21 protein-coding genes are annotated in these 19,796 nt (G+C 64.0%); 15 read left to right on the plus strand and 6 right to left on the minus strand.

The features are described from left to right. The first annotated feature begins 37 nt into the window (after positions 1–37). The 6 genes from C0606_11865 to C0606_11890 all read left to right on the plus strand — a co-directional run bounded on the left by C0606_11865 (position 38) and on the right by C0606_11890 (position 5,570). Positions 38–517 carry an AsnC family transcriptional regulator gene (locus C0606_11865; protein PLX37335.1) on the plus strand — a complete coding sequence of 160 codons (480 nt, stop codon included), beginning with the start codon at positions 38–40 and terminating at the stop codon, positions 515–517. Positions 518–551: 34 nt separating this feature from the next. Then, positions 552–1,511: a sodium:proton symporter gene (locus C0606_11870; protein ID PLX37189.1), complete on the plus strand. Its 960-nt coding sequence runs from the start codon at positions 552–554 to the stop codon at positions 1,509–1,511. Positions 1,512–1,625: 114 nt separating this feature from the next. Further along, complete coding sequence (locus tag C0606_11875; protein ID PLX37190.1) at positions 1,626–2,555, plus strand: hypothetical protein; 930 nt, start codon at positions 1,626–1,628, stop codon at positions 2,553–2,555. Positions 2,556–2,720: 165 nt separating this feature from the next. Then, a complete protein-coding gene (locus C0606_11880) occupies positions 2,721–3,404 on the plus strand; it encodes a hypothetical protein (protein PLX37191.1) in 684 nt (227 codons plus the stop codon). Between the two features lie 242 nt (positions 3,405–3,646). Beyond that, positions 3,647–4,975, plus strand: a complete 1,329-nt coding sequence (locus tag C0606_11885) for an adenylosuccinate lyase (protein PLX37192.1) — start codon at positions 3,647–3,649, stop codon at positions 4,973–4,975. Positions 4,976–5,015: 40 nt separating this feature from the next. Next, the gene (locus tag C0606_11890; GenBank protein PLX37193.1) at positions 5,016–5,570 is read left to right on the plus strand and encodes an alpha/beta hydrolase; all 555 of its coding nucleotides are present in this window, start codon (positions 5,016–5,018) and stop codon (positions 5,568–5,570) included. A 238-nt stretch (positions 5,571–5,808) separates the two neighbouring features. On the opposite strand, the gene C0606_11895 is transcribed toward C0606_11890, so the two are convergent. The 3 genes from C0606_11895 to C0606_11905 form a co-directional block, all read right to left on the minus strand. Then, positions 5,809–6,027 (minus strand): hypothetical protein, encoded by a 219-nt coding sequence (locus tag C0606_11895; protein ID PLX37194.1) that lies wholly within the window; start codon positions 6,025–6,027, stop codon positions 5,809–5,811. A gap of 190 nt (positions 6,028–6,217) precedes the next feature. Continuing rightward, the gene (locus C0606_11900; protein PLX37195.1) at positions 6,218–6,994 is read right to left on the minus strand and encodes a hydroxyacid aldolase; all 777 of its coding nucleotides are present in this window, start codon (positions 6,992–6,994) and stop codon (positions 6,218–6,220) included. Between the two features lie 164 nt (positions 6,995–7,158). Beyond that, entirely contained in the window at positions 7,159–7,482 is a 324-nt protein-coding gene (locus C0606_11905) for a DUF1476 domain-containing protein (GenBank protein ID PLX37196.1), read from the minus strand. Between the two features lie 300 nt (positions 7,483–7,782). Here C0606_11905 and C0606_11910 point away from each other — a divergent pair, with 300 nt between their 5' ends. The 4 genes from C0606_11910 (at position 7,783) to C0606_11925 (ending at position 10,597) form a co-directional block, all read left to right on the plus strand. Beyond that, the gene (locus tag C0606_11910; GenBank protein ID PLX37197.1) at positions 7,783–8,547 is read left to right on the plus strand and encodes a phosphoribosylaminoimidazolesuccinocarboxamide synthase; all 765 of its coding nucleotides are present in this window, start codon (positions 7,783–7,785) and stop codon (positions 8,545–8,547) included. A gap of 108 nt (positions 8,548–8,655) precedes the next feature. Further along, complete coding sequence (locus C0606_11915) at positions 8,656–8,895, plus strand: phosphoribosylformylglycinamidine synthase (protein ID PLX37198.1); 240 nt, start codon at positions 8,656–8,658, stop codon at positions 8,893–8,895. A 217-nt stretch (positions 8,896–9,112) separates the two neighbouring features. After that, complete coding sequence (locus C0606_11920; protein PLX37199.1) at positions 9,113–9,853, plus strand: DUF4336 domain-containing protein; 741 nt, start codon at positions 9,113–9,115, stop codon at positions 9,851–9,853. 54 nt (positions 9,854–9,907) lie between these two features. Further along, positions 9,908–10,597: a phosphoribosylformylglycinamidine synthase subunit PurQ gene (locus C0606_11925; GenBank protein PLX37200.1), complete on the plus strand. Its 690-nt coding sequence runs from the start codon at positions 9,908–9,910 to the stop codon at positions 10,595–10,597. 132 nt (positions 10,598–10,729) lie between these two features. Here the strand turns inward: C0606_11925 and C0606_11930 are convergent, their stop codons facing one another. Then, positions 10,730–12,013, minus strand: coding sequence for a protocatechuate 3,4-dioxygenase (locus tag C0606_11930; protein PLX37201.1), 1,284 nt, complete (start codon positions 12,011–12,013; stop codon positions 10,730–10,732). A 118-nt stretch (positions 12,014–12,131) separates the two neighbouring features. Between C0606_11930 and C0606_11935 the strand changes: the two genes are divergently transcribed. From C0606_11935 to C0606_11950, 4 genes are all read left to right on the plus strand, one after another. Beyond that, positions 12,132–13,028, plus strand: a complete 897-nt coding sequence (locus tag C0606_11935) for a LysR family transcriptional regulator (protein ID PLX37202.1) — start codon at positions 12,132–12,134, stop codon at positions 13,026–13,028. A gap of 100 nt (positions 13,029–13,128) precedes the next feature. Beyond that, entirely contained in the window at positions 13,129–14,610 is a 1,482-nt protein-coding gene (locus tag C0606_11940; protein PLX37203.1) for a hypothetical protein, read from the plus strand. A 96-nt stretch (positions 14,611–14,706) separates the two neighbouring features. Then, on the plus strand, positions 14,707–14,901 hold the full coding sequence (locus tag C0606_11945; protein PLX37204.1) for a hypothetical protein: 195 nt from the start codon (positions 14,707–14,709) through the stop codon (positions 14,899–14,901). A 64-nt stretch (positions 14,902–14,965) separates the two neighbouring features. Beyond that, the gene (locus tag C0606_11950) at positions 14,966–15,721 is read left to right on the plus strand and encodes a hypothetical protein (protein ID PLX37205.1); all 756 of its coding nucleotides are present in this window, start codon (positions 14,966–14,968) and stop codon (positions 15,719–15,721) included. A gap of 27 nt (positions 15,722–15,748) precedes the next feature. Here the strand turns inward: C0606_11950 and C0606_11955 are convergent, their stop codons facing one another. Both C0606_11955 and C0606_11960 read right to left on the minus strand, forming a co-directional pair. After that, on the minus strand, positions 15,749–16,576 hold the full coding sequence (locus C0606_11955) for a hypothetical protein (protein ID PLX37336.1): 828 nt from the start codon (positions 16,574–16,576) through the stop codon (positions 15,749–15,751). Continuing rightward, a complete protein-coding gene (locus C0606_11960) occupies positions 16,003–17,373 on the minus strand; it encodes a hypothetical protein (protein ID PLX37206.1) in 1,371 nt (456 codons plus the stop codon). Before C0606_11960 ends, C0606_11955 begins: the two co-directional genes overlap by 574 nt. Positions 17,374–17,576: 203 nt before the next feature. On the opposite strand from C0606_11960, the gene C0606_11965 reads away from it, so the two are divergent. After that, positions 17,577–19,778 (plus strand): phosphoribosylformylglycinamidine synthase subunit PurL, encoded by a 2,202-nt coding sequence (locus C0606_11965; protein PLX37207.1) that lies wholly within the window; start codon positions 17,577–17,579, stop codon positions 19,776–19,778. Positions 19,779–19,796 lie beyond the last annotated feature (18 nt).

Below are 19,796 nucleotides of genomic sequence, written 5' to 3' on the forward strand. Positions count from 1 at the left end.
TTTGATCGAAATCAAACATCAAAAGAAATATTCCGCCATGCCCGCGACCTCGGAAAATTTCACACTTGAGCCCGCCGACATCCGCATCCTGCGAATCCTGCAGAACGACGCCTCCCTGCCGGTTGCCGAGGTGGCAAAACTCGCCGGCATGTCGCAAACGCCCTGCTGGCGCCGGATCAAGCGCCTGAAGGAGGCCGGCGTCGTCCGCCAGATCGTCGCGCGTATCGACCGCGAGGCGCTCGGCCTCGAATTCGTCTCCTATGTCTTCGTCAAGCTCGGCCACCCGAGCCGCGAGAACATGGCCGAGTTCGACCGCATGGTGAACATCTGGCCGGAGGTGGTGACCTGCGAGCGCATCACCGGCGCCGTCGACTATCTGCTCAAGGTCGTCACCGAGGACATCAAGTCCTATGACGAGTTCCTGCGGCTGAAGCTGCTTGACAACGAACTCGTCACCGATGTGCAGTCGCGCATTGTCGTCTCGACGGTGAAAGACAGCGCCGCCCTGCCGATCTGACCGCTCACCAACGGCACCACGCCGGGACCAACCGATGCCGCATAGCCTGTCATTGATCGCCTGTCCGCTTGCCTGGCTCGGCCGCCAGGGTACACTCGCGGTCGCCGTCAGCGCTGTCCTCGGCATCTGCCTGCCGCCGCTGTCGGCGCTTGCCCGCCCGTTCCTGCAGGAAGCCGTGTTCGCGCTGCTCGTGCTCGCCTTCCTGCGCGTCGACATCACCGCGATCCGCGGCCATCTCGCCCGCCCCGTCCTGCTCGTTGCCATTGTGGTGTGGATGATGGTGGTCGTGCCCGTCGGCCTCGGCATCTTCGGCCGCGCCTCGGGGTTGATCCATGCGGCGCCCGAAATGATGCTGGCGCTCTATATCGTCGCCGTCACCCCGCCGCTGATGTCCGGGCCCGCTTTTGCCTATCTGCTCGGTCTCGATGGCGCACTGAGCCTCGCAATTCTGGTGCTCGGCATGGTCCTGACCCCAATTTCGGCGCCGCTGCTCGCGCCGCTGGTGCTTGGCTCCGCGCTGCCGATCTCCGCCTTTGCCCTGTCGCTGCGGCTCGCCGGCCTGCTGCTCGGCTCCGTCGCGGTCGCCTATGTCCTGCGCCGCCTGCTCGGCAACGAGCGGGTCAACGCCGCACGCGAGGAAATCAACGGGCTCAACGTCGTGCTTCTGTTCGTCTTCGCCGTTGCGGTGATGGACGGCGTCGCCGCGAACTTCGCCGAAAACCCCTACCTTTCGACGGCGGTCGCCATCCTGACCGTGCTGATCGCGCTCGGCCAGATCGCCGTGACCATGCTGGTCTTCATCGCGCAGGGCGGCGCCCGGGCCTTCGTCATCGCGCTCAGCGCCGGCAACCGCAACATGAGCCTGATCGTCGCCGCGCTCGGCGCCGCGGTTCCGGATTTCACATGGCTCTATTTCGCGCTTGCCCAGCTGCCGATCTATTTCCTGCCGCTGCTGGTCAAGCCGATCGCGACCCGCCTCACCCGCAACGGCTGACGCACCACGCGGGGCACATCCCAATGGGGTCTTCATTTCGCCGGAATATCGTCTAGGCTGGTCGCACCGCTCGCACCGACCGCGATAATCAGAACACCCGGCACCCAGTCCGCAATGATGGCCGCACCGTTGAGCATTCGCTTCCGCACCCGATATGCCCTCCGGGCACTCGCGCTCGGCGTTGCCATGACGCTCGGCGCCACCCAGCTTCACGCGGCGGATTCGGCCAAGCGCGACGTCATCGGCTTTTCCCGCGACGGCAAATATTTCGCATTCGAGCAATATGGCGTGCAAGACGGCTCCGGTTTTCCCTATTCGGAAATCTTCGTCGTCGAAGTCGCCAAGGACGAATGGGTACGCGGAACGCCTGCCCGCACGCTGATCCGTCAGGACGGCGCGAAGCTCGATCAGGCGCGCGAGAACAGCCGCGACCGCATCGCGCCCTACCTGTGGCGCCTCAATATCGGCACCAAGGGTAGCCACGTCGTTTCCGACCAGGCCGAGACGGCGGACGCCGCCGCTCGCTTCTTCGCCTTCACCCTGCCCGACAACGAGGACGGTCCGGGCCTTGGCACCGTGCGTCTCCGTCTGATCGAAAACGCGCTCCCCGCCGCCAATTGCGAACTGACGGGCGAACAGACCCACGGCTTCACGCTGGTGCTCGAGAGCGAGACCGGCGAACCGCTGCGCATTCTCGAAGAAGACACCGAAATCCCGCCGAGCCGCGGCTGTCCGATCCATTACGGCATCTCCGACGTCGTCGCCCTGCAGCGCGCCGGAGCCGGCCCCGCGCTGGTCGTGCTGATTTCCATGTACCGGCTCGGCTTTGAGGGCCTCGACCGCCGCTTCCTCGCCATCGGCGCCGCCTTCGACGAGCCTCCGGTGGCCGCCGCCTACGCGCCAGGCACCACGCCGACCCGCGAGCAAGTCGCACCCGGCACCGCACCGCCGAAGCCGCCGAGCGAGGCTCCGGCGGCCGCGTCCAAGGGCGGTTCCTTCGGCCAGATCCCGAGTTACCTGATCAATCGCGGCTCGACGCGATAAAGCATCGTGCAGCCAATTGGAACAATTGGCGTCGACAAAGATGCGACAAAACAAACCGATAGAAAATTTTCCAAAGCGTGTTCTTGTCCGAAAACCGGTTCCCACTTTTCGGGAACACGCTCTCGTAGCAACGGAACGGAAACGGGTTTGCGTTACGTTGCCCCGATGAGCAGTCCTGCCCGCAGCGCGGCCCAACTCTCGAACGACGGCGCATTCGACGCCGGGACCGATTCCGTTCTTGCCGAATGGGACGCGGATATCGTTGCCCGCTCCACGGCCGAAATCGCCGTATCTCCAGCAGCAGCCACAGGTCCGCTTATTCCTGAGATTGGCGAAGCCATGCCGCGCTCGGGCATCATCATCCGCACCTTGCGTCGGGCACGACACGCCCTCCTGCCGGCCGCGCTCTTTGCACCCGCCTATGGCGCCGCGATCACCACCGCTGTCATCGGCCATATGGTGTGGCGCGAGCAGGCGATCGGAATGCGCATGCTCGCCGTCGTCATCCTGTTTGCGCTCGGAGGCACCATCGCCGGCTTCGCTGCCTGGCTGACCGCAGCGACCATTGCCGGCGCCCGCCGCCGCGCGCAGCGCTTCGCGGCCATGACCTTCGCGCTGACGCTGGCCACCGCCGGCTTCACGGCGTTCCTGTTCTTCCTGCAGTTCCAGGTCTACTACGCCCAATGGCACGACGAGGCGTTCTCGCGCATGTGGGTCTGGCAGGTGCTGTTCACCGGCGCGAGCGCGGTCTACATCTTCATTTCCAGCGGCCTGCGCATGCTGCTGCCCTTCGGCCTGCCCGTCCTGTTTTTCGCCGCCTGGCTGTTTGCCCGCAAGCCCCGTATCTAGAGCGTATTCCCGAAAAGTGGGAACCGGTTTTCGGAAAAGAATACGCGGCAAGGCAAACGGTTAGAGCATCTTCAATGATTCAACATTCACAGGAAGTGCTCGGATCATCTTGCATCGAGCGCAAAACCCGCACGCCCTCCGTCGCATTGAGGTTGCGCCCCGTGTCTGCTAGGGGATGCGGCAACGCATGGCCGCGCGCCCTATGACCGCTGCCGCAACACCCGAAAAGACGAGGACCGCCGATGATCCCGCGCTATTCGCGCCCCGACATGGTCGCCATCTGGTCGCCCGAGACCAAGTTCCGCATCTGGTTCGAAATCGAGGCGCACGCCTGCGACGCGCTCGCCGAACTCGGCGTCATCCCCAAAGAAGCCGCCAAGACCATCTGGGAAAAGGGCGCCGCCGCGACCTTCGACATCGACCGTATCGACGAAATCGAGCGCGAGACCAAGCACGACGTCATCGCCTTCCTGACGCATCTTGCCGAGATCGTGGGCCCGGACGCCCGCTTCGTCCATCAGGGCATGACCTCCTCGGACGTGCTCGACACCTGCTTCAACGTGCAGCTGGTACGCGCCGCCGACCTGCTGCTGGCCGACATGGACGCCCTGCTCGCCGCCATCAAGCGCCGCGCTTTCGAGCACAAGGACACCGTCTGCATCGGCCGCTCGCACGGCATCCACGCCGAGCCGGTCACCTTCGGCCTGAAGATGGCCGAGGCCTATGCCGAGTTCGACCGCTGCAAGAAGCGGCTTGAATTCGCCCGCGCCGAAATCGCCACCTGCGCCATTTCCGGCGCCGTCGGCACCTTCGCCAACATCGACCCGCGGGTCGAGGAACACGTCGCGGAAAAACTCGGCCTCATCGCCGAGCCGGTCTCGACGCAGGTCATCCCGCGCGACCGCCACGCCATGTTCTTCTCCGTGCTCGGCGTCATCGCCTCCTCGATCGAGCGCCTCGCCGTCGAGGTCCGCCACCTGCAGCGCACCGAAGTGCTCGAGGCCGAGGAGTTTTTCTCCAAGGGCCAGAAGGGTTCCTCGGCGATGCCGCACAAGCGCAACCCGGTGCTGACCGAGAACCTCACCGGCCTCGCCCGCCTGGTGCGCTCCTTCGCCATTCCGGCGATGGAGAACGTCGCGCTGTGGCATGAGCGCGATATCTCGCACTCCTCGGTCGAGCGCATGATCGGCCCGGACGCGACGGTCACTCTCGACTTCGCGCTCTCCCGCCTCACCGGCGTCGTCGACAAGCTGATGGTTTACCCTGAGCGCATGGTCGGCAACATGGATCGCCTCGGCGGTCTGGTGCACTCGCAGCGCATCCTGCTGGCCCTCACCCAGGCCGGCTGCTCGCGCGAGGACGCCTACCGCCTCGTCCAGCGCAACGCCATGAAGGTGTGGGAGAGCTATCAGGTATCGGGCAGCGCCGACGTCGATTTCCTGACCGAGCTCTTGAACGATGCCGATGTGCGTTCCTATCTGGATGAGAACGCAATCCGCGAGCGCTTCGACCTCGGCTACCACACCAAGCACGTTGATACGATCTTCAACCGGGTGTTCGGCGAGGCCTGAGCCCCGCTGAAATCCAACCGAAGAACGAACCGGAGCAACGATGAAAGTCGCTGACGCCGATCTGCTGCTGCTGCCCGACCGCGGCGGCCTCGATGCCGACCACTGGCAGGCACGCTGGGAGGACAAGCTCTCCACCGCCCGCCGTGTCGAGCAGGCGGACTGGCACACGCCCGACCGCGAAGACTGGGTCGCCCGCCTCGTCGCCGAGGTCGAGGCGGCAACGCGCCCGGTGGTGCTCGTCGCCCACGGGCTCGGCGTGTTGACGGCGATCCACGCCGCACCGCTGCTGCCGCCCGGCCGCGTGGTGGCCGGCTATTTCGTTGCCCTGCACGACCCGGAAGACGAAGCGCTGCGCGAGGCGGGCTTCACGCCGGCACCGCGCGATCCTCTGCCCTTTCCGGCACTGCTCGTCGCCAGCCGCACCGATGCCACCTGCGCGTTCCCGGTTGCCGAAGACTACGGCTATGCCTGGGGCACGATGGTCATCGACGCCGGCGATGTCGGCCATATCGACAGCGCCAGCGGTCACGGCCCCTGGCCGGAAGGGTCGCTGACGCTTGGCCGCATCCTCGGCCAGATCAATCCCGAGAGCTGATCTTCTGCGCGGCCTCATCGGCGCACGAGAAGCAGTCCGAAAACGGCATGCCGAAATGAAAACGGCGGGCGCCTGAGGCACCCGCCGTTCTCTGCCACTCATGGACTGTTTTTTCGAACCTGACACGCAACGCCATCGGTCCACGCAAGGACCCACGCCGCGCTCAACGCCCGCTTCCTCCGATCGCATTCCAAACCTGGAAAAGTCCGGCCGGCTTTTCGAGCCGGTTATCGGGACCTCAAGCCCTGCGGGTCGAACGGAAGGCCGCGTCGACCTTCTTTCCGATGATCCAGCTGATCGGGAGAGCGACGACGAAACCAACGATCACCAGACCGATCAACATCATGTTGTTGTCGGTCGGCTGATTCGCGTCGCCAAGCGCCAGGCCGAGAGTGAAAAGAATCCCCGCCAAAGTCGGGGCGATCACAATGTAAAACATCACAGCCAGCTTCAGCATTCCACGCTCCGCTTCAATTCGCCTGTTAATAGTGTGCCATCATAGTACCGCACCGCCCCCCATCCATCGTGACGGTTGCGTGCGTAACGAACATAATACAGAAATTACCGATTAGTTTGATATGTCTCAAACAGCGAATGTGTAGGACTTTCCGTCACAGGAAAGCGCCCCGCCTGGCCAGAAGCGACATTCAACGCTCCAGAAAACCCTCAACGATATCGCGCGACGACGACGCCAGCAGCGCTGAGTCGACGCCATAGGCGATGAAACGAAAGCCCGCCTCGCGCGCCCATGTCGCGTGTTCCATGCTGGAGCAGAAGATCGCCGCCGTCCTACCTGCATCGCGGGCACGCGCGGCAATCGCCGCCGCTGCCTGCTTGGTGCCCTCACCCTGCGCATCGACGGCAGCCGCACCGGTCAGCGCGATCGAAAGGTCGGACGGGCCGACGAACACGCCGTCGATACCTTCGACCGCGAGAATGTCGTCAAGCGCGTCCATCGCCTCTCGCGTCTCGATCATCCCAAAGGCCAGCGTGCGATCATTGGCGTCGGCGAGATAGCTGCCGATATCGCTGCCATGCAGGGCAACCGCGCGCTGCGGGCCCCAGCTGCGCCCGCCAACCGGCGGGAACTTCATGAACTCGACGAACCGCTGCGCATCCTCGACCGAGTTGATCATCGGCGCGATGACGGCCGCTGCGCCGAAATCAATCGCCCGGCTGGCCATCGCGAAATCGCCGACCGGAACGCGCACCACGGCTGGAACGCCGGCCGCCGTCAGACCCACAATGCCGCGCGCGATGCTGTCGGTGTTGTGCAGGCCGTGCTGCATGTCGAGCGTGACCGCGCCATAGCCGGCCCGCCCCATCGTCTCGCCGAGGATCGGCTCGGCAATCGTCGACCAGGCGGAAAGAACGGTTTCGCCAGCGCGCAGCCGGTCAGCGAGAATTGCGGTTTGATCGGTCATGCTCAGCCACCCCCGGGAATGGAATGCTCGTCGTCAGGCTTCCCCGACAGCCTTCCAAAATATGACAGAGCGGCCGAACACCTCCGGCCGCTCCCATTAAGCACCACAATTCCTGCCCGCACGCAGCGCCGGCGGATCGGACACGACCCGCCCGGACAACAGGATCAGGCTTCGGCCTTGACCTGTTCCATCGCGGTAACGAGCAATTCGCTCATAACGCGACGGATCTGATGTTCGGTCTCGTCGACACCAGCGGCATCGAAGTCCGCACGGATCTTGCGATAGACGTCTTCGTCGCCAGCTTCCTCGAAATCGGCGCGGACGACTTCCTTGGCATATTCGGCGGCCTTGTCGCCGTCGAGGCCGAGCTTTTCCGCAGCCCACAGGCCAAGGAGCTTGTTGCGGCGCGCGCCGGCTTTGAACTGAAGTTCCTCATCATGAGCGAACTTCTTCTCGAACGCTTCCTCGCGCTTATCAAACGTGGTCATAAACTGCCTCCCGTTTGGCTTTTCCCTGACCCTAACACATGGGATTTCAACTCGGGCGTTGAATATCGTCGCGGCCAAGCTAAATCAACCGAAACGAAATGGGGGCTCGACGCCGCGTAAACAACCCGCTCTTCACAATGATTGTGAAAATCTCCCGGATAGAGTAGGGTCGCGCGCTCACGGCAGGAACGGGACTCTCCCGCGGGCCGTCGCGGTCAGATTGGCCATGACGAGAACCCGGCGCGGAAGTAGTGCACAGACCGCCACCACCTACACCACACCAGACTCGGGGCAAACCCCATGAACCGACGCCGCCGCATTTACGAAGGCAAGGCCAAGATCCTTTATGAAGGCCCGGAGCCGGGCACCCTCATCCAGCATTTCAAGGATGACGCGACCGCCTTCAATGCAAAGAAGCACGAGATCGTCGACGGCAAGGGCGTGCTCAACAACCGCATTTCCGAATATATCTTCAACCAGCTGAACAGCATGGGCATCCCGACCCATTTCATCCGCCGGCTGAACATGCGCGAACAGCTGATTCGCGAAGTCGAGATCATCCCGCTCGAAATCGTGGTGCGTAACGTTGCCGCCGGCTCGCTGTCGAAGCGCCTCGGCATCGAGGAAGGCACCCAGCTGCCGCGTTCGATCATCGAGTTCTATTACAAGAACGACGAGCTCGACGACCCGATGGTCACAGAAGAGCACATCACCGCGTTTGGCTGGGCCAGCCCGCAGGAGATCGACGACATGATGGCGCTCGCCATTCGCGTCAACGACTTCCTCGCCGGCCTGTTCCTCGGCGTCGGCATCCGCCTGGTCGATTTCAAGATCGAGTGCGGTCGCCTTTGGGAAAACGAGATGATGCGCATCGTCGTCGCCGACGAGATCTCGCCCGACTCCTGCCGGCTGTGGGATACGAACAGCAACGACAAGCTCGACAAGGACCGCTTCCGCCGCGACATGGGCGGCATGCTGGAAGCCTATCAGGAAGTCGCGCGCCGGCTCGGCATCCTCAACGACAACGAGCGTCCGACCACCAGCGGCCCGCGTCTCGTCCAGTAGGGGACAGCACGCGCCGAACGGTCGCAGACCGCTTGTGCAATTCGACGCGCCGGGCTATGTCCGGCGCGTTATTCTTTTTCGGCAAGGCTCCTGGCGAGGGGAAGACTCATGAAGGCGCGCATCACCGTCACCTTGAAGAACGGCGTTCTCGACCCGCAGGGCAAGGCCATCGAAAAGGCGCTCGGCGCGCTTGGCTTCGACGGCGTCGATGGCGTCCGCCAGGGCAAGGTCATCGACATCGAACTCACCGAGACCGACCGCGCCAAGGCCGAAGCCGCGCTTACCGAAATGTGCGAGAAGCTGCTCGCCAACACCGTCATCGAGAACTATTCGATCGACATCGCATAAGTGCCGTATTTGCGGCCCAGCCTGCGAGGAAGCGCCCGGTGAACGCGCCCAACCGCAAACCGAATGACGATACCGCCAAGGTGATCCGCTATCTGGCGATCAAGGCCGCGATCTTCATCGGCATCCCGATCATCGCCGCGGTCGTGGCGATCTTCGCCTATCTCTGAGGCTCTCGCCCCGAGGGGCGTACTCACGACAACAGCGAAAGGCGGCTCCCATGTCGTGCCTGACGCTCTACGAACCGATCAACACGCTGAAACCCATCGGCGACTCGATCTGGATCGTCGACGGACCGGAAATCGGTTTCCGCGTGCTCTTTCTGTCCGTTCCCTTCCCGACCCGCATGACCGTCGTCCGGCTTTCCGACGGCCGCCTCTGGGTTCACTCGCCAACGCCCCTCACCCCTTCGCTGAAAGACGAGATCGACGCGCTCGGCCCGGTCGCCTTCCTGATCGCCCCGAACCGCATCCACTACTGGTGGGTCGCCGACTGGCAGAAAGCCTATCCGCACGCTGCCGTTCACGTTGCGCCGCGGGTCCTTGAGCAGGCCAAAGAGCGGCTGACGACGGTTGATGCGGAACTCGGCGCCGACCCGCCCGCCGAATGGGCCGACGAGATCGACCAGGTCCTCGTGCCAGGCGACTATATGTCGGAGGCGGTGTTCTTCCACCGTGCCTCGCGCACCGTGATCCTCACCGACCTGATCGAGAATTTCGAGACCGACCGCATCACCTGCTTCTGGCTGCGCACGCTGGTGAAGCTTGCCGGCATCACCCATCCGAACGGCACCATCCCGCCCGACCTGCGCCAGACCTTCCGCCGGAATCGGGGGAAAGTGCGCGAAGCGGTGGAAAAAATCCTCAATTGGGACGCCGAAAAAGTGGTAATGGCGCACGGGCGATGGTATCGCGAGAACGGTGCCGCCGAGCTTGCCCGCGCCTTCCGCTGGGCGATGTAGTCAGCATCTTCGCCACTTCGGCGACCCCAGACAGAACGACCGAGAGACACGCCGATGAAATCCGCCGTAATCGTCTTCCCCGGCTCCAACCGCGACCGCGACATGATGGATGCGCTGCGCTGGGTCACCGGCCACGAGCCGATCTCGGTCTGGCATGGCGATCACGATATTCCCGACGTCGACCTCATCGTCGTTCCGGGCGGCTTCTCCTACGGCGACTATCTGCGCTCCGGCGCGATTGCCGCGCGCAGCCCGATCATGGCCGACGTGATCAAGAAGGCCGCCGCCGGCGTCTCCGTTCTCGGCGTGTGCAACGGCTTCCAGATCCTCACCGAAGCCGGCCTCCTGCCCGGCGCGCTGATGCGCAACGCCAAGCTCCACTTCATCTGCAAGGACGTGCACCTGCGCATCGAGAACGCGACCACCCGCTTCACCGGCGCCTACACGACCGGTCAGGTGATCCGCTGCCCGGTCGCCCATCACGACGGCAACTATTTCGCCGACGAGGACACGCTGAACCGCATCGAGGGCGAAGGCCGCGTCGTGTTCCGCTACTGCAATGCCGACGGCACGATGACGGCGGCCGCCAACCCGAACGGCTCGCAGCACAACATTGCCGGCGTCATCAACGAGGCCGGCAACGTGCTCGGCATGATGCCCCATCCGGAAAACCTGGTCGTCGAGCATCAGGGCGGCACCGACGGTGCACCGCTGTTCCAGTCGATCATGAAGCTCAGCGCCTAGAGCATCGTGCAGCCAATTGGAACAATTGGCGTCGACAAAGATGCGGCTAAGCATTGATCAAATCCGAATATCCAAAAAAAACGCCCCGCAGCCTATCGCTCCGAAGCGTTCTTTTTGCGATGCAGGTGAGCGCTAGTTGGCGTCCATCTCGCGCACCTTGTCGCCGCCGGCGACCGAATATTTCATCGGCACGTTGCGGGTCTTGAGGAAGGTCTCGAGGTCCTCGCCGCGGAAGGCCGCGTAGACCTCCGGGTTCGACACGCCGATCACCGCCGCCATCTTCTCCAGCACGAAGAACGTCACGCCATAGTGGATCATCTCGATCCATTTGCGGCCGCGCACCAGCTCGCGCTCTTCCTCGGAAAGCCCGAATTCCTCGAACAGCGCTTCCGGCTCGGCCACGAAGCGGGCGCGATGCGCCGGCTCGATCAGGCGATGCAGGAAGTCGTTCAGCCGATAGGCCTTGAGACTTGCGGCGAGCGTGAACGGGTGCGTGCCCTCAAGGCTCTCCGCGCCGGCAAGCTCGTAGCCGACATGGGCGCGGTAGGTTTCCTTGTCGTCCTCCGACATCTCGTCGCCCGTATCCTCAAAGATCAGGGTGGCGATGTTGGTCATCGACGGCAGATAGGTCGACTTGTGGACCAGCTTGACGTTGTCGGACAGCGCCCCGCGCATGATCAGCCACATGATGACTTCCGCGCCTTCCATGCCGCCGAGAACAGCGTATTCGGCAAGGCGGGTATCAGCGAGCTTCTCCGGGTTGGTTTCCAGCAGATCAAGGAATTCGTTGTCCCACGCCTCGTTGGTGAAGCCGGCGCGCTCGCCGTGCACCTGATGCGACAGGCCGCCGGTCGCGACGATCGCGACGCGCAGATCGTCATCCGGGAAGCTCTCGATGGCCTTGCGAAGGCTCTTGCCGAGCTTGTAGCAGCGCCGCGCGTTCGGGATCGGCAGCTGCAGCACGCCGACCTGCAGCGGCACGATGCTGCCGCCCCATGCCGCCGTCTCGTCCGACAGCATCGACAGCGGCGACAGGCAGCCATGGTCGAGCGGCTTCTTCTGGAAGAACGACATATCGAACTCGTCGGCCACCAGCGACGCCCCGATGTGGCGGGCAAGCTCCGCGTGGCCCTTCACCGGCGGCGTCTCGCGCGCGCCACCGCCCTCGTCCGCCGGCACGTAATTGTCGTCGACGCCCAGCACGAAGGCCGAATAATGGTCGAAGAAGAAGCTGGTGATGTGGTCGTTGTAGATCATGAAAAGCACGTCGATCTGCTTGTCATTGACCCATTTGCGGATTTCGTCGAAGCCCGCGAAGATCGGCGCCCAGGCCGGATCCGATCCCTTGTTGGTGTCCTTCGCGTAGCCGATGGTGGGCGAATGGGACGCCCCGATACCGCCAATGATCCTGGCCATTGCAAACGCCTCCTCACGTTTTTGCAGCAATTGGCGGCACGGTATTTGTCTCGCAATTTGGAAACAAGCATGCGATATGAAACGTATTGTTTCCAATTCCGAACATCGACGAGGCTGAATGCGCTGGAATCTGGACGACGTCCCGGTCTTCGTCGCCGTGGTCGAGCAGAAGGGCGTTTCGGCCGCCGCCGACCAGCTCGGGCTTGCCAAATCCACCGTCAGCAAGTCGCTCAGCCGGCTTGAGCATGCGCTCGGCGTGCGCCTCGTCGAGCGCAATCCGCGCAATCTTCGTATCACCAGCGAGGGCGAGGCGTTCTACCGCCGCTCGCTCCTCATCATGGAGCAGGCCAGCGAGCTGAACGCGGTGATGGAAGGCATGACGTCGACGCCGAGCGGCCGGCTCGTCGTGGCGCTGCCGATTGCCTTCAGCCGCGAGATCGTCGCCCGCCACCTCGGCGGTTTCCGCGACCGCTACCCCGGCATCGACCTTGAAATCGTCATCACCAGCCACTCGGTCGACATCATCGGCGAGCAGATCGACATCGCGGTCGCCGTCGGCCCGCTCGACGATTCCGAGCTGATCGTCAAACCGCTCTATCAGGGCGAATTGCTGTGGGTCGCGAGCCCCGACTATGCCCGCACCGCCGGCCTCGACGCCGCAACCGACGATCTGCTGCCCCATATCCAGATCTGCGAGAAACGCTACGCCAAGAGCCGTTTCCCGATCCGCGTCAACGACGACAAGCGCGTCATCGATCTGGAAACCGGCATCGTGCGGGTCAACGATCCCGTCACCGTGCGCGAAGCGGTCCTTGCCGGCTGCGGGGTCTCGCTGGTACCCGACCAGTACAGCAAGCGCCAACTGGCCGACGGCACACTCGTTCGGGTGTGCGAGCACATTGCAGCCGAGACATCCGCCTCGGCGCTGTCGGCGATCTATCCAAGCCGCCGGCTGATCTCCAGCCGCACCCGCGCGTTCCTCGATTTCCTGGTCGAGATCTGCCGCAAGATCTGACGTGATTGGCATCCGCGTTAAACCCCTGAAAACCATACGGCTTATCCGAAAATTCAACCCTCTTTGCCATCATGGAGCGGGGTAAAAGAGGGGTTTTCAGGTGGCCAAGACCGTTTCCGCGCGTTCGAACCGTTCCTTCATCGGGCTCGTTTTCATCGCCTGCGTGGCCGTCGTCGCGCTGTTCGCGGTCTCGAACCTGTCGGTGCTGCGCACCGCCGGCCTGATCGCCGAAGACATCCGCAGCACGGTCGAGGACGACCTCGTGCGCAACGAGATCGACCGCCAGATCGAGCTCCTCGCCAACGATCAGTCGCAGATCTCCTACTGGGACGAAACCGTCAACGCGCTCGGCACCCGCGTCCGCTCCGATTTCGTCGACGAGGAAATCGCCGACTGGCTGTGGGACGACTTCCGCATCCACACCACGATCATTGTCGGCCCCGACCGCGCGCCCCGCGTCACCGTTTTCAAGAACCAGCGCATGGCGGCGGACGCCGGCCGCGAGTTCGTCACTGCCAATGCCGACATGATCGAGGCCGCCACCACACGCTATATGGCGCAGCGCAAGCCGAAAGGCTCCGGCTTCATCATCGTCGAACACCCGGTCCGTTCCAAGCATCCGCTTTATGTCGCCGAAATCCGCAAACTGCACGACGAGATCGGCGTCATCGTCGTCCAGGCCATCGTGCCCGACGACGAAGCCGTGCTGGCGGACGGTAACCCGCATTTGTTGCTGACCTTCAAGCCGCTGACCGCGACCTTCGCGACCATTGGTGACAAGCTCGGCCTCGCCGATTTCCGTCTGGAACCGGCCGCAGGCGTGGCCGCCGAACGCGCCACCCATCCGATTGCCTCGACCGTGTCCAATACATCGGACTTCGTCGCGACGTGGCAACCCGCCTCGCCCGCGACTGCGATCTGGCAGCGGACCCTGCCCTATCTCGCCATCGCGTTCGGCATCGTCGCGCTCGCGCTCACCCTGATCGTGGTGCGCTACGCCCGCATGTTCCGCGCCCTTCAGAAGAGCGAGCAGGAAAACCGCTTCCTCGCCCTGCATGACGCGCTGACCGGCCTGCCGAACCGGCTGCAATTCGACCGCGCGCTGGAAAGCATCGTCGTTGCCGGCTGTCAGGACCGCTGCGCCATCCTGTGCATGGACCTCGACCGCTTCAAGGCCGTCAACGACACCTACGGCCATCAGGCCGGCGACACCGTAATCAGGACGGTTGCGGAGCGTGTCGTGAAGGCCGTCGGCAAGACCGGCCTGTCCGCCCGCATCGGTGGCGATGAATTCATCATCCTGCTGCGTGACCGGCTCGACCGCGACAGCGTGCTGTGGTTGTGCGACACGCTGATTGAAAGCGTCTGCGCGCCGATCCACTTCGAAGGGGGCACCGCCCATATCGGCGCCAGCATCGGTGTCGCGTGGTGGCCCGACGACGCAATGACGGCAAAGACCGTCATCCGCAGCGCCGACGAAGCGCTCTACCGCGCCAAGGAGGAAGGCCGCGGCTGCGCCCGCCTCGCCGCCGAGATGCCCGACGAAGTGCCGGGCGGCGAAGAGGCCGCGGCGACGGCGTAACGGCGAAAGCATCTGCGCCATCGGCGCGCGTCACACCTGCAAAATAGTAGCCAGATGTGCTATAATCCGTGTCCGCTCGCGAACGGGAATAGGCCTATGCATCACAAGAAAAGGCGCACGCCTTCGCAGCGCGGACCAAAATACAACAAACCCTGGAAGCGAGTGGGCGTCCGCACGCAAAGCGCCGAGGGTGAACGGTTCTCCGACCATCGCCGCAGAGCCTTTGCCGACGAGGACATCGCCAACGCGATGCAAGGCGGAAACGCAACGAACGACAGTCGCGAAAGCTGACCGTCTACACACTGTTCCGGACAGCACCCCTTCGCGACGACGCGTCAACAAAAGGGGGTTGGCTATGGTTCATACGCGCATTTCCCCAAACCAGACCGGTCGAATAGAACACCAGCGCGCCGGTTCATGGCGGCATCTGGCACGCAATATCCTGGCGGGTATCGCCGCATTGCTGGCCCTGTTGCTGACCGCAACGGCTGTTACCACGCCCGCCTCGGCAACCGAGCGGCTGTGGTGCGGGACGTGCCCAGCCGGCTACACCTGGGCCGTCACTATCGGCGCACCGGAATACTGCTACGCCTGCACTGTCGGCTACAGCGCGCAGCAATTCGCCGATGGGCCGTTCTGCTTTTCGTGTCCGGCCGGATACGGTCTCTCGACGCTTGGCAGCGGCCAGATCCAGTGCCTGTCGGCTGACGGCGTAACGGCGGCGGCCGTGTCGTGGGCCAAACCGAATTGGGCGAAGGTCTCCTGGCAGATCCCGCAAGCCGGCCAGCCCTGCCCGCCCGGCACCTTCGCCTACACGGCCGATGACGGCTACACCGGGCGCCTGCGCTTCAAGGGCATCGGTAACTTCGCCTGCTTCGGCGGCGCGACCTATCCCGAAGCCTGGAAGTCGGAAGCGTCCTGCAACGACTATGGCTGCAATTTCGGCCAGCGCAACACGGTCGAGGAATGCCTCGACCTTGGTGCATCGAAGGGTGCCGCCGAAGTGGTCTATGGCGTCAATCCGCCGAGGGTCGGCGAGTGCTGGCTGCAAAACTCCTGCCGGGACAGAGGGCCGCACGAGAGCTTCGACTACTATCGCATCGGCAACTAGACACGCGGACAAAGGCCAGGACGCCCGTCACGAGGCCTTGCATGCCTCCTTCAGCCAGGCGCGCACCATGCGGCTCTGACGGGCAATCAGATCGGGATCTCGGTAGGCGTGCGCGAGCACGCTAATGCCTTGCGCCTGCGCCATAAGGAACTCCGCCCGCGCCCGCGCCTCATCGCCGTCGACAACTGCGCGGAAGCGTGCCTCAAGCCAGCGCAGGAACAGATCGAACATCTCCCGCGCCTCTTCCTGCAGCATCGGCTGCGTCTTGCCGAGTTCGTCGTTCAGCGTGCCCATCGGGCAGCCATAGAGCGCAAGGTCCGGTGCATTGGCCTCGAACATGGCAACGAAGCGTTCGAGGCAATCGTAAGGCGTGCCGCAGTCGAGCGACCACTCCTCCAGCACCTTTCGAACGCCCTCAACGCGTGCTTCCGCAACCGCCTTGAGGATGTCGTCCTTGGTGCTGAAGTAGTACTGGACGTGGCCCTTGCCGATGCCGGCTTTCTCGGCGATGTCGGCATAGGAGGTCGCGTTGAAGCCGCGGCGATAGAACAGCGTACGTGCGGCTTCCACGATTGCACTTCGCCTGCGTTCACCCTTACCCGGCACGCTCGTCCCTTCCCTAACCGTGTGGCGGCATCCGGCAGCGGCCGCGCCATCGACATCGCCGTCGTCTGCCGTTCGCCCATTTCGGCCAACTGCCTGTCGACCGAATCTTTCCAATGATAGCGCGGAACATAGCCGAGCCGCTCGGTCGCGCGGGCATTGTCCACGCCAGTCTCCTCCATCAGATGCACGATGCTGCGCGTCACCAAGGGTTCCCACGGCACCAACGGATCGAGCTTCTCCATCAGCCACGCAAAGGCAAAGGCCGCCGGAAACGGCACGCTGAAATGCGGCATCGGCAGCCCGTGTTTTTCGTGCAGATGGGTGATCACATCGCGTACAAGCGGCACCTCGGGGCCGACGATGTTGAACGCCTCATAGCCGGAAAGCCCCTCGGCGGTCGCGGCCAGCGCCACAGCAGCCCCGATATCGCGCCCGTCGATGATCGGCATATGCGTCCGCCCGCCCGCGACCCAGGGCACCAGATGGGTCTTCAGCCGCGGAACCAGGATCGGCAACAGGCCGAGGGCATAGCGCGAGCCGGCGAACAGGCCGAGCCGCATGACAACCGGGGTGAAATCCTCACCCGCTTCCTCGCGCAGCCGGTCCTCGATCCGCGCCACATTGGCCTCGTGCGGCCAGTAGGCGCGTTTGCGCCCCACACTCATGGACGCCGCCGCCTCCTTTCCATCCGCCACGCTGACCGTGCTGATGAAGATGAACCGCTTCACGCCGGCCCGCCGCGCCGCCGCGATCAGATCGAGGCTCGGCTTCAGAAACAGCGCGTCCGAGCGCGCCTTGTACCCCCACAGCGCCGTCCACGCCGCCGCATGGACAACCACATCGGCATCCCTGACCAGCTCGTCGAGATAATCCGCGTCGCGCAAATCCCCGACCCGGGCTTCCCCGCTGAACCCGGCCTCCAGCTTCGAAGCATCGCGGCACGCCGCAATGGCCTCGACGCCCTTAGTTCCGTCGAGCGCCTCAAGACAATGGCTGCCGACAAACCCGTTTGCTCCCGTCACCACAACACGCATCTCGATCTCCATAAAATATTACGTCGTACATCTTAATTTTGTACGTACGTAATATTTTTCAAGAGCAAAAAACGAGCGTGGCTGGAATGTCCACATCGAAACGGCCTCGTGGGCGGGCGCGCGGAGGCAAAAAATAGCCAACACCGGCGGAATGGTGGTAAAGGGAGGCGTCCTTTGAAACGGGTATCTCCCAACCACGAGTCGCGACCTCTCCCATGCTTCGTAACGACATCGAAATCACCCCCGAACTGATCGCCGAACACGGCCTCAAGCCGGACGAGTACCAGCGCATTCTCGACCTTATCGGCCGTGAGCCGACGCTGACCGAACTCGGCATCTTCTCGGCGATGTGGAACGAGCACTGCTCCTACAAGTCCTCGAAGAAATGGCTGCGCACCCTGCCGACCACCGGCCCGCGCGTCATCTGCGGCCCGGGCGAGAACGCCGGCGTGGTCGATATCGGCGACGGCAAGGCGGTGATCTTCAAGATGGAGAGCCACAACCACCCGAGCTACATCGAGCCCTATCAGGGCGCGACGACCGGTGTCGGCGGCATCCTGCGCGACGTCTTCACCATGGGCGCGCGCCCGATCGCGGCGATGAACGCGCTGCGCTTCGGTGCGCCGGAGCACCCGCGCACCCGCCACCTCGTGTCCGGCGTCGTTGCCGGCGTCGGCGGCTATGGCAACTCGTTCGGCGTGCCGACGATTGGCGGCGAAGTCAATTTCGACAAGAGCTACGACGGCAACTGCCTGGTCAACGCCTTTGCGCTCGGCCTCGCCGATATCGACAAGATCTTCTATTCGGCGGCGGCCGGCGTCGGCATGCCGGTCGTGTATCTCGGCTCGAAGACCGGCCGCGACGGCATCCACGGCGCCTCGATGGCCTCTGCCGAGTTCGACGAGACGACGGAAGAAAAGCGCCCGACCGTGCAGGTCGGCGACCCGTTCTCCGAAAAGCTGCTGCTGGAAGCCTGCCTTGAACTGATGGCGACCGGCGCGGTCATCGCCATTCAGGACATGGGCGCTGCCGGCCTCACCTGCTCGGCGGTCGAAATGGGCGCCAAGGGCGACCTCGGCGTCACGCTGAACCTCAATCAGGTTCCCTGCCGCGAAGACGGCATGAGCGCCTACGAGATGATGCTCTCGGAAAGCCAGGAACGCATGCTGATGGTGCTGAAGCCTGAAAAGCAGGCCGAGGCCGAGGCCGTGTTCCGCAAATGGGCGCTCGACTTCGCCGTCGTCGGCGAAACCACCGACACGCTGAAATTCGTCGTCGAGCACAATGGCGACGTGATGGCGACGCTGCCGATCAAGGACCTCGGCGACGAGGCCCCGGAATACGACCGCCCGTGGGTCGAGACGCCGAAGCCGGCACCGCTCGATATGGCCTCCATCGAGGCGCCCGCCGATCTCGGCGCCGCGCTGAAGTCCATCGTCGGCTCGCCCGACCAGTGCTCGCGCCGCTGGGTCTGGGAACAGTACGACCATATGATCCTCGGCAACACCGTGCAGAAGCCGGGCGGCGACTGCGGCGTCATCAAGCTGCCGGGCACCGACAAGGCGCTCGCCATGACCGTCGACGTCACGCCGCGCTATTGCGAGGCCGACCCGTTCGAGGGCGGCAAGCAGGCGGTCGCCGAAGCCTGGCGCAACATCACCGCCGTCGGCGCCGATCCGCTCGCCGTCACCGACAATCTCAATTTCGGCAATCCGGAAAAGCCCGAGATCATGGGCCAGCTCGTCGGCGCCATCAAAGGCATCGGGGCTGCCTGCGAAGCGCTTTCCTTCCCCGTCGTGTCCGGCAACGTCTCGCTCTACAACGAGACCCACGGCAAGGCGATCCTGCCGACGCCGGCGATCGGCGGCGTTGGCCTGATGCCCGACCACAACGCCATGGCAACGCTCGCCTTCAAGGATGAAGGCGACGAGATCCTCTTGATCGGCGGCCACGGCGAGCATCTTGGCCGCACAATCTTCCTGCGCGACATCCTCGGCCGCGAGGAAGGCCCGCCACCGCCGGTCGACCTCGAGATCGAGAAACGCAATGGCGACTTCGTCCGCAGCATGATCCGCGCCGGCCACGTCACCGCCTGCCACGACATTTCCGACGGCGGCCTTGCGCTGGCGCTCGCCGAAATGGCCATGGCCTCAGGCCTCGGCTGCGAGGTCCGCGTGCCGAACCCGGCCCATGTCGCGCTGTTCGCCGAAGACCAGGCCCGCTACGTCGTCACCTGCAAGGGATCGGACGTCGAGCGCATCGGCAAGCTCGCGGGCGAAGCCGAAGTTTCCTGCATTTCGCTTGGCGCCGTGGGCGGCAGCAATTTGACAGTTGCCGGTGCCCTCTCCATATCCGTTGCAGAGCTTCGCGACGCCCATGAAAGCTGGTTCCCGGCCTATATGGGCGATACACTGTAACAACAACGACAAGCGCCG

The sequence above is a fragment of the Hyphomicrobiales bacterium genome, from assembly GCA_002869065.1.
Lineage (GTDB): Bacteria > Pseudomonadota > Alphaproteobacteria > Rhizobiales > Rhodobiaceae > Rhodobium.

Bases quoted from the DNA above. Each gene is read 5' to 3' on its own strand.
- C0606_11865 (PLX37335.1), top strand. From the start codon at position 38: ATGCCCGCGACCTCGGAAAATTTCACACTTGAGCCCGCCGACATCCGC.
- C0606_11870 (PLX37189.1), top strand. From the start codon at position 552: ATGCCGCATAGCCTGTCATTGATCGCCTGTCCGCTTGCCTGGCTCGGC.
- C0606_11875 (PLX37190.1), top strand. From the start codon at position 1,626: ATGATGGCCGCACCGTTGAGCATTCGCTTCCGCACCCGATATGCCCTC.
- C0606_11880 (PLX37191.1), top strand. From the start codon at position 2,721: ATGAGCAGTCCTGCCCGCAGCGCGGCCCAACTCTCGAACGACGGCGCA.
- C0606_11885 (PLX37192.1), top strand. From the start codon at position 3,647: ATGATCCCGCGCTATTCGCGCCCCGACATGGTCGCCATCTGGTCGCCC.
- C0606_11890 (PLX37193.1), top strand. From the start codon at position 5,016: ATGAAAGTCGCTGACGCCGATCTGCTGCTGCTGCCCGACCGCGGCGGC.
- C0606_11895 (PLX37194.1), bottom strand. From the start codon at position 6,027: ATGCTGAAGCTGGCTGTGATGTTTTACATTGTGATCGCCCCGACTTTG.
- C0606_11900 (PLX37195.1), bottom strand. From the start codon at position 6,994: ATGACCGATCAAACCGCAATTCTCGCTGACCGGCTGCGCGCTGGCGAA.
- C0606_11905 (PLX37196.1), bottom strand. From the start codon at position 7,482: ATGACCACGTTTGATAAGCGCGAGGAAGCGTTCGAGAAGAAGTTCGCT.
- C0606_11910 (PLX37197.1), top strand. From the start codon at position 7,783: ATGAACCGACGCCGCCGCATTTACGAAGGCAAGGCCAAGATCCTTTAT.
- C0606_11915 (PLX37198.1), top strand. From the start codon at position 8,656: ATGAAGGCGCGCATCACCGTCACCTTGAAGAACGGCGTTCTCGACCCG.
- C0606_11920 (PLX37199.1), top strand. From the start codon at position 9,113: ATGTCGTGCCTGACGCTCTACGAACCGATCAACACGCTGAAACCCATC.
- C0606_11925 (PLX37200.1), top strand. From the start codon at position 9,908: ATGAAATCCGCCGTAATCGTCTTCCCCGGCTCCAACCGCGACCGCGAC.
- C0606_11930 (PLX37201.1), bottom strand. From the start codon at position 12,013: ATGGCCAGGATCATTGGCGGTATCGGGGCGTCCCATTCGCCCACCATC.
- C0606_11935 (PLX37202.1), top strand. From the start codon at position 12,132: ATGCGCTGGAATCTGGACGACGTCCCGGTCTTCGTCGCCGTGGTCGAG.
- C0606_11945 (PLX37204.1), top strand. From the start codon at position 14,707: ATGCATCACAAGAAAAGGCGCACGCCTTCGCAGCGCGGACCAAAATAC.
- C0606_11950 (PLX37205.1), top strand. From the start codon at position 14,966: ATGGTTCATACGCGCATTTCCCCAAACCAGACCGGTCGAATAGAACAC.
- C0606_11960 (PLX37206.1), bottom strand. From the start codon at position 17,373: ATGGAGATCGAGATGCGTGTTGTGGTGACGGGAGCAAACGGGTTTGTC.
- C0606_11965 (PLX37207.1), top strand. From the start codon at position 17,577: ATGCTTCGTAACGACATCGAAATCACCCCCGAACTGATCGCCGAACAC.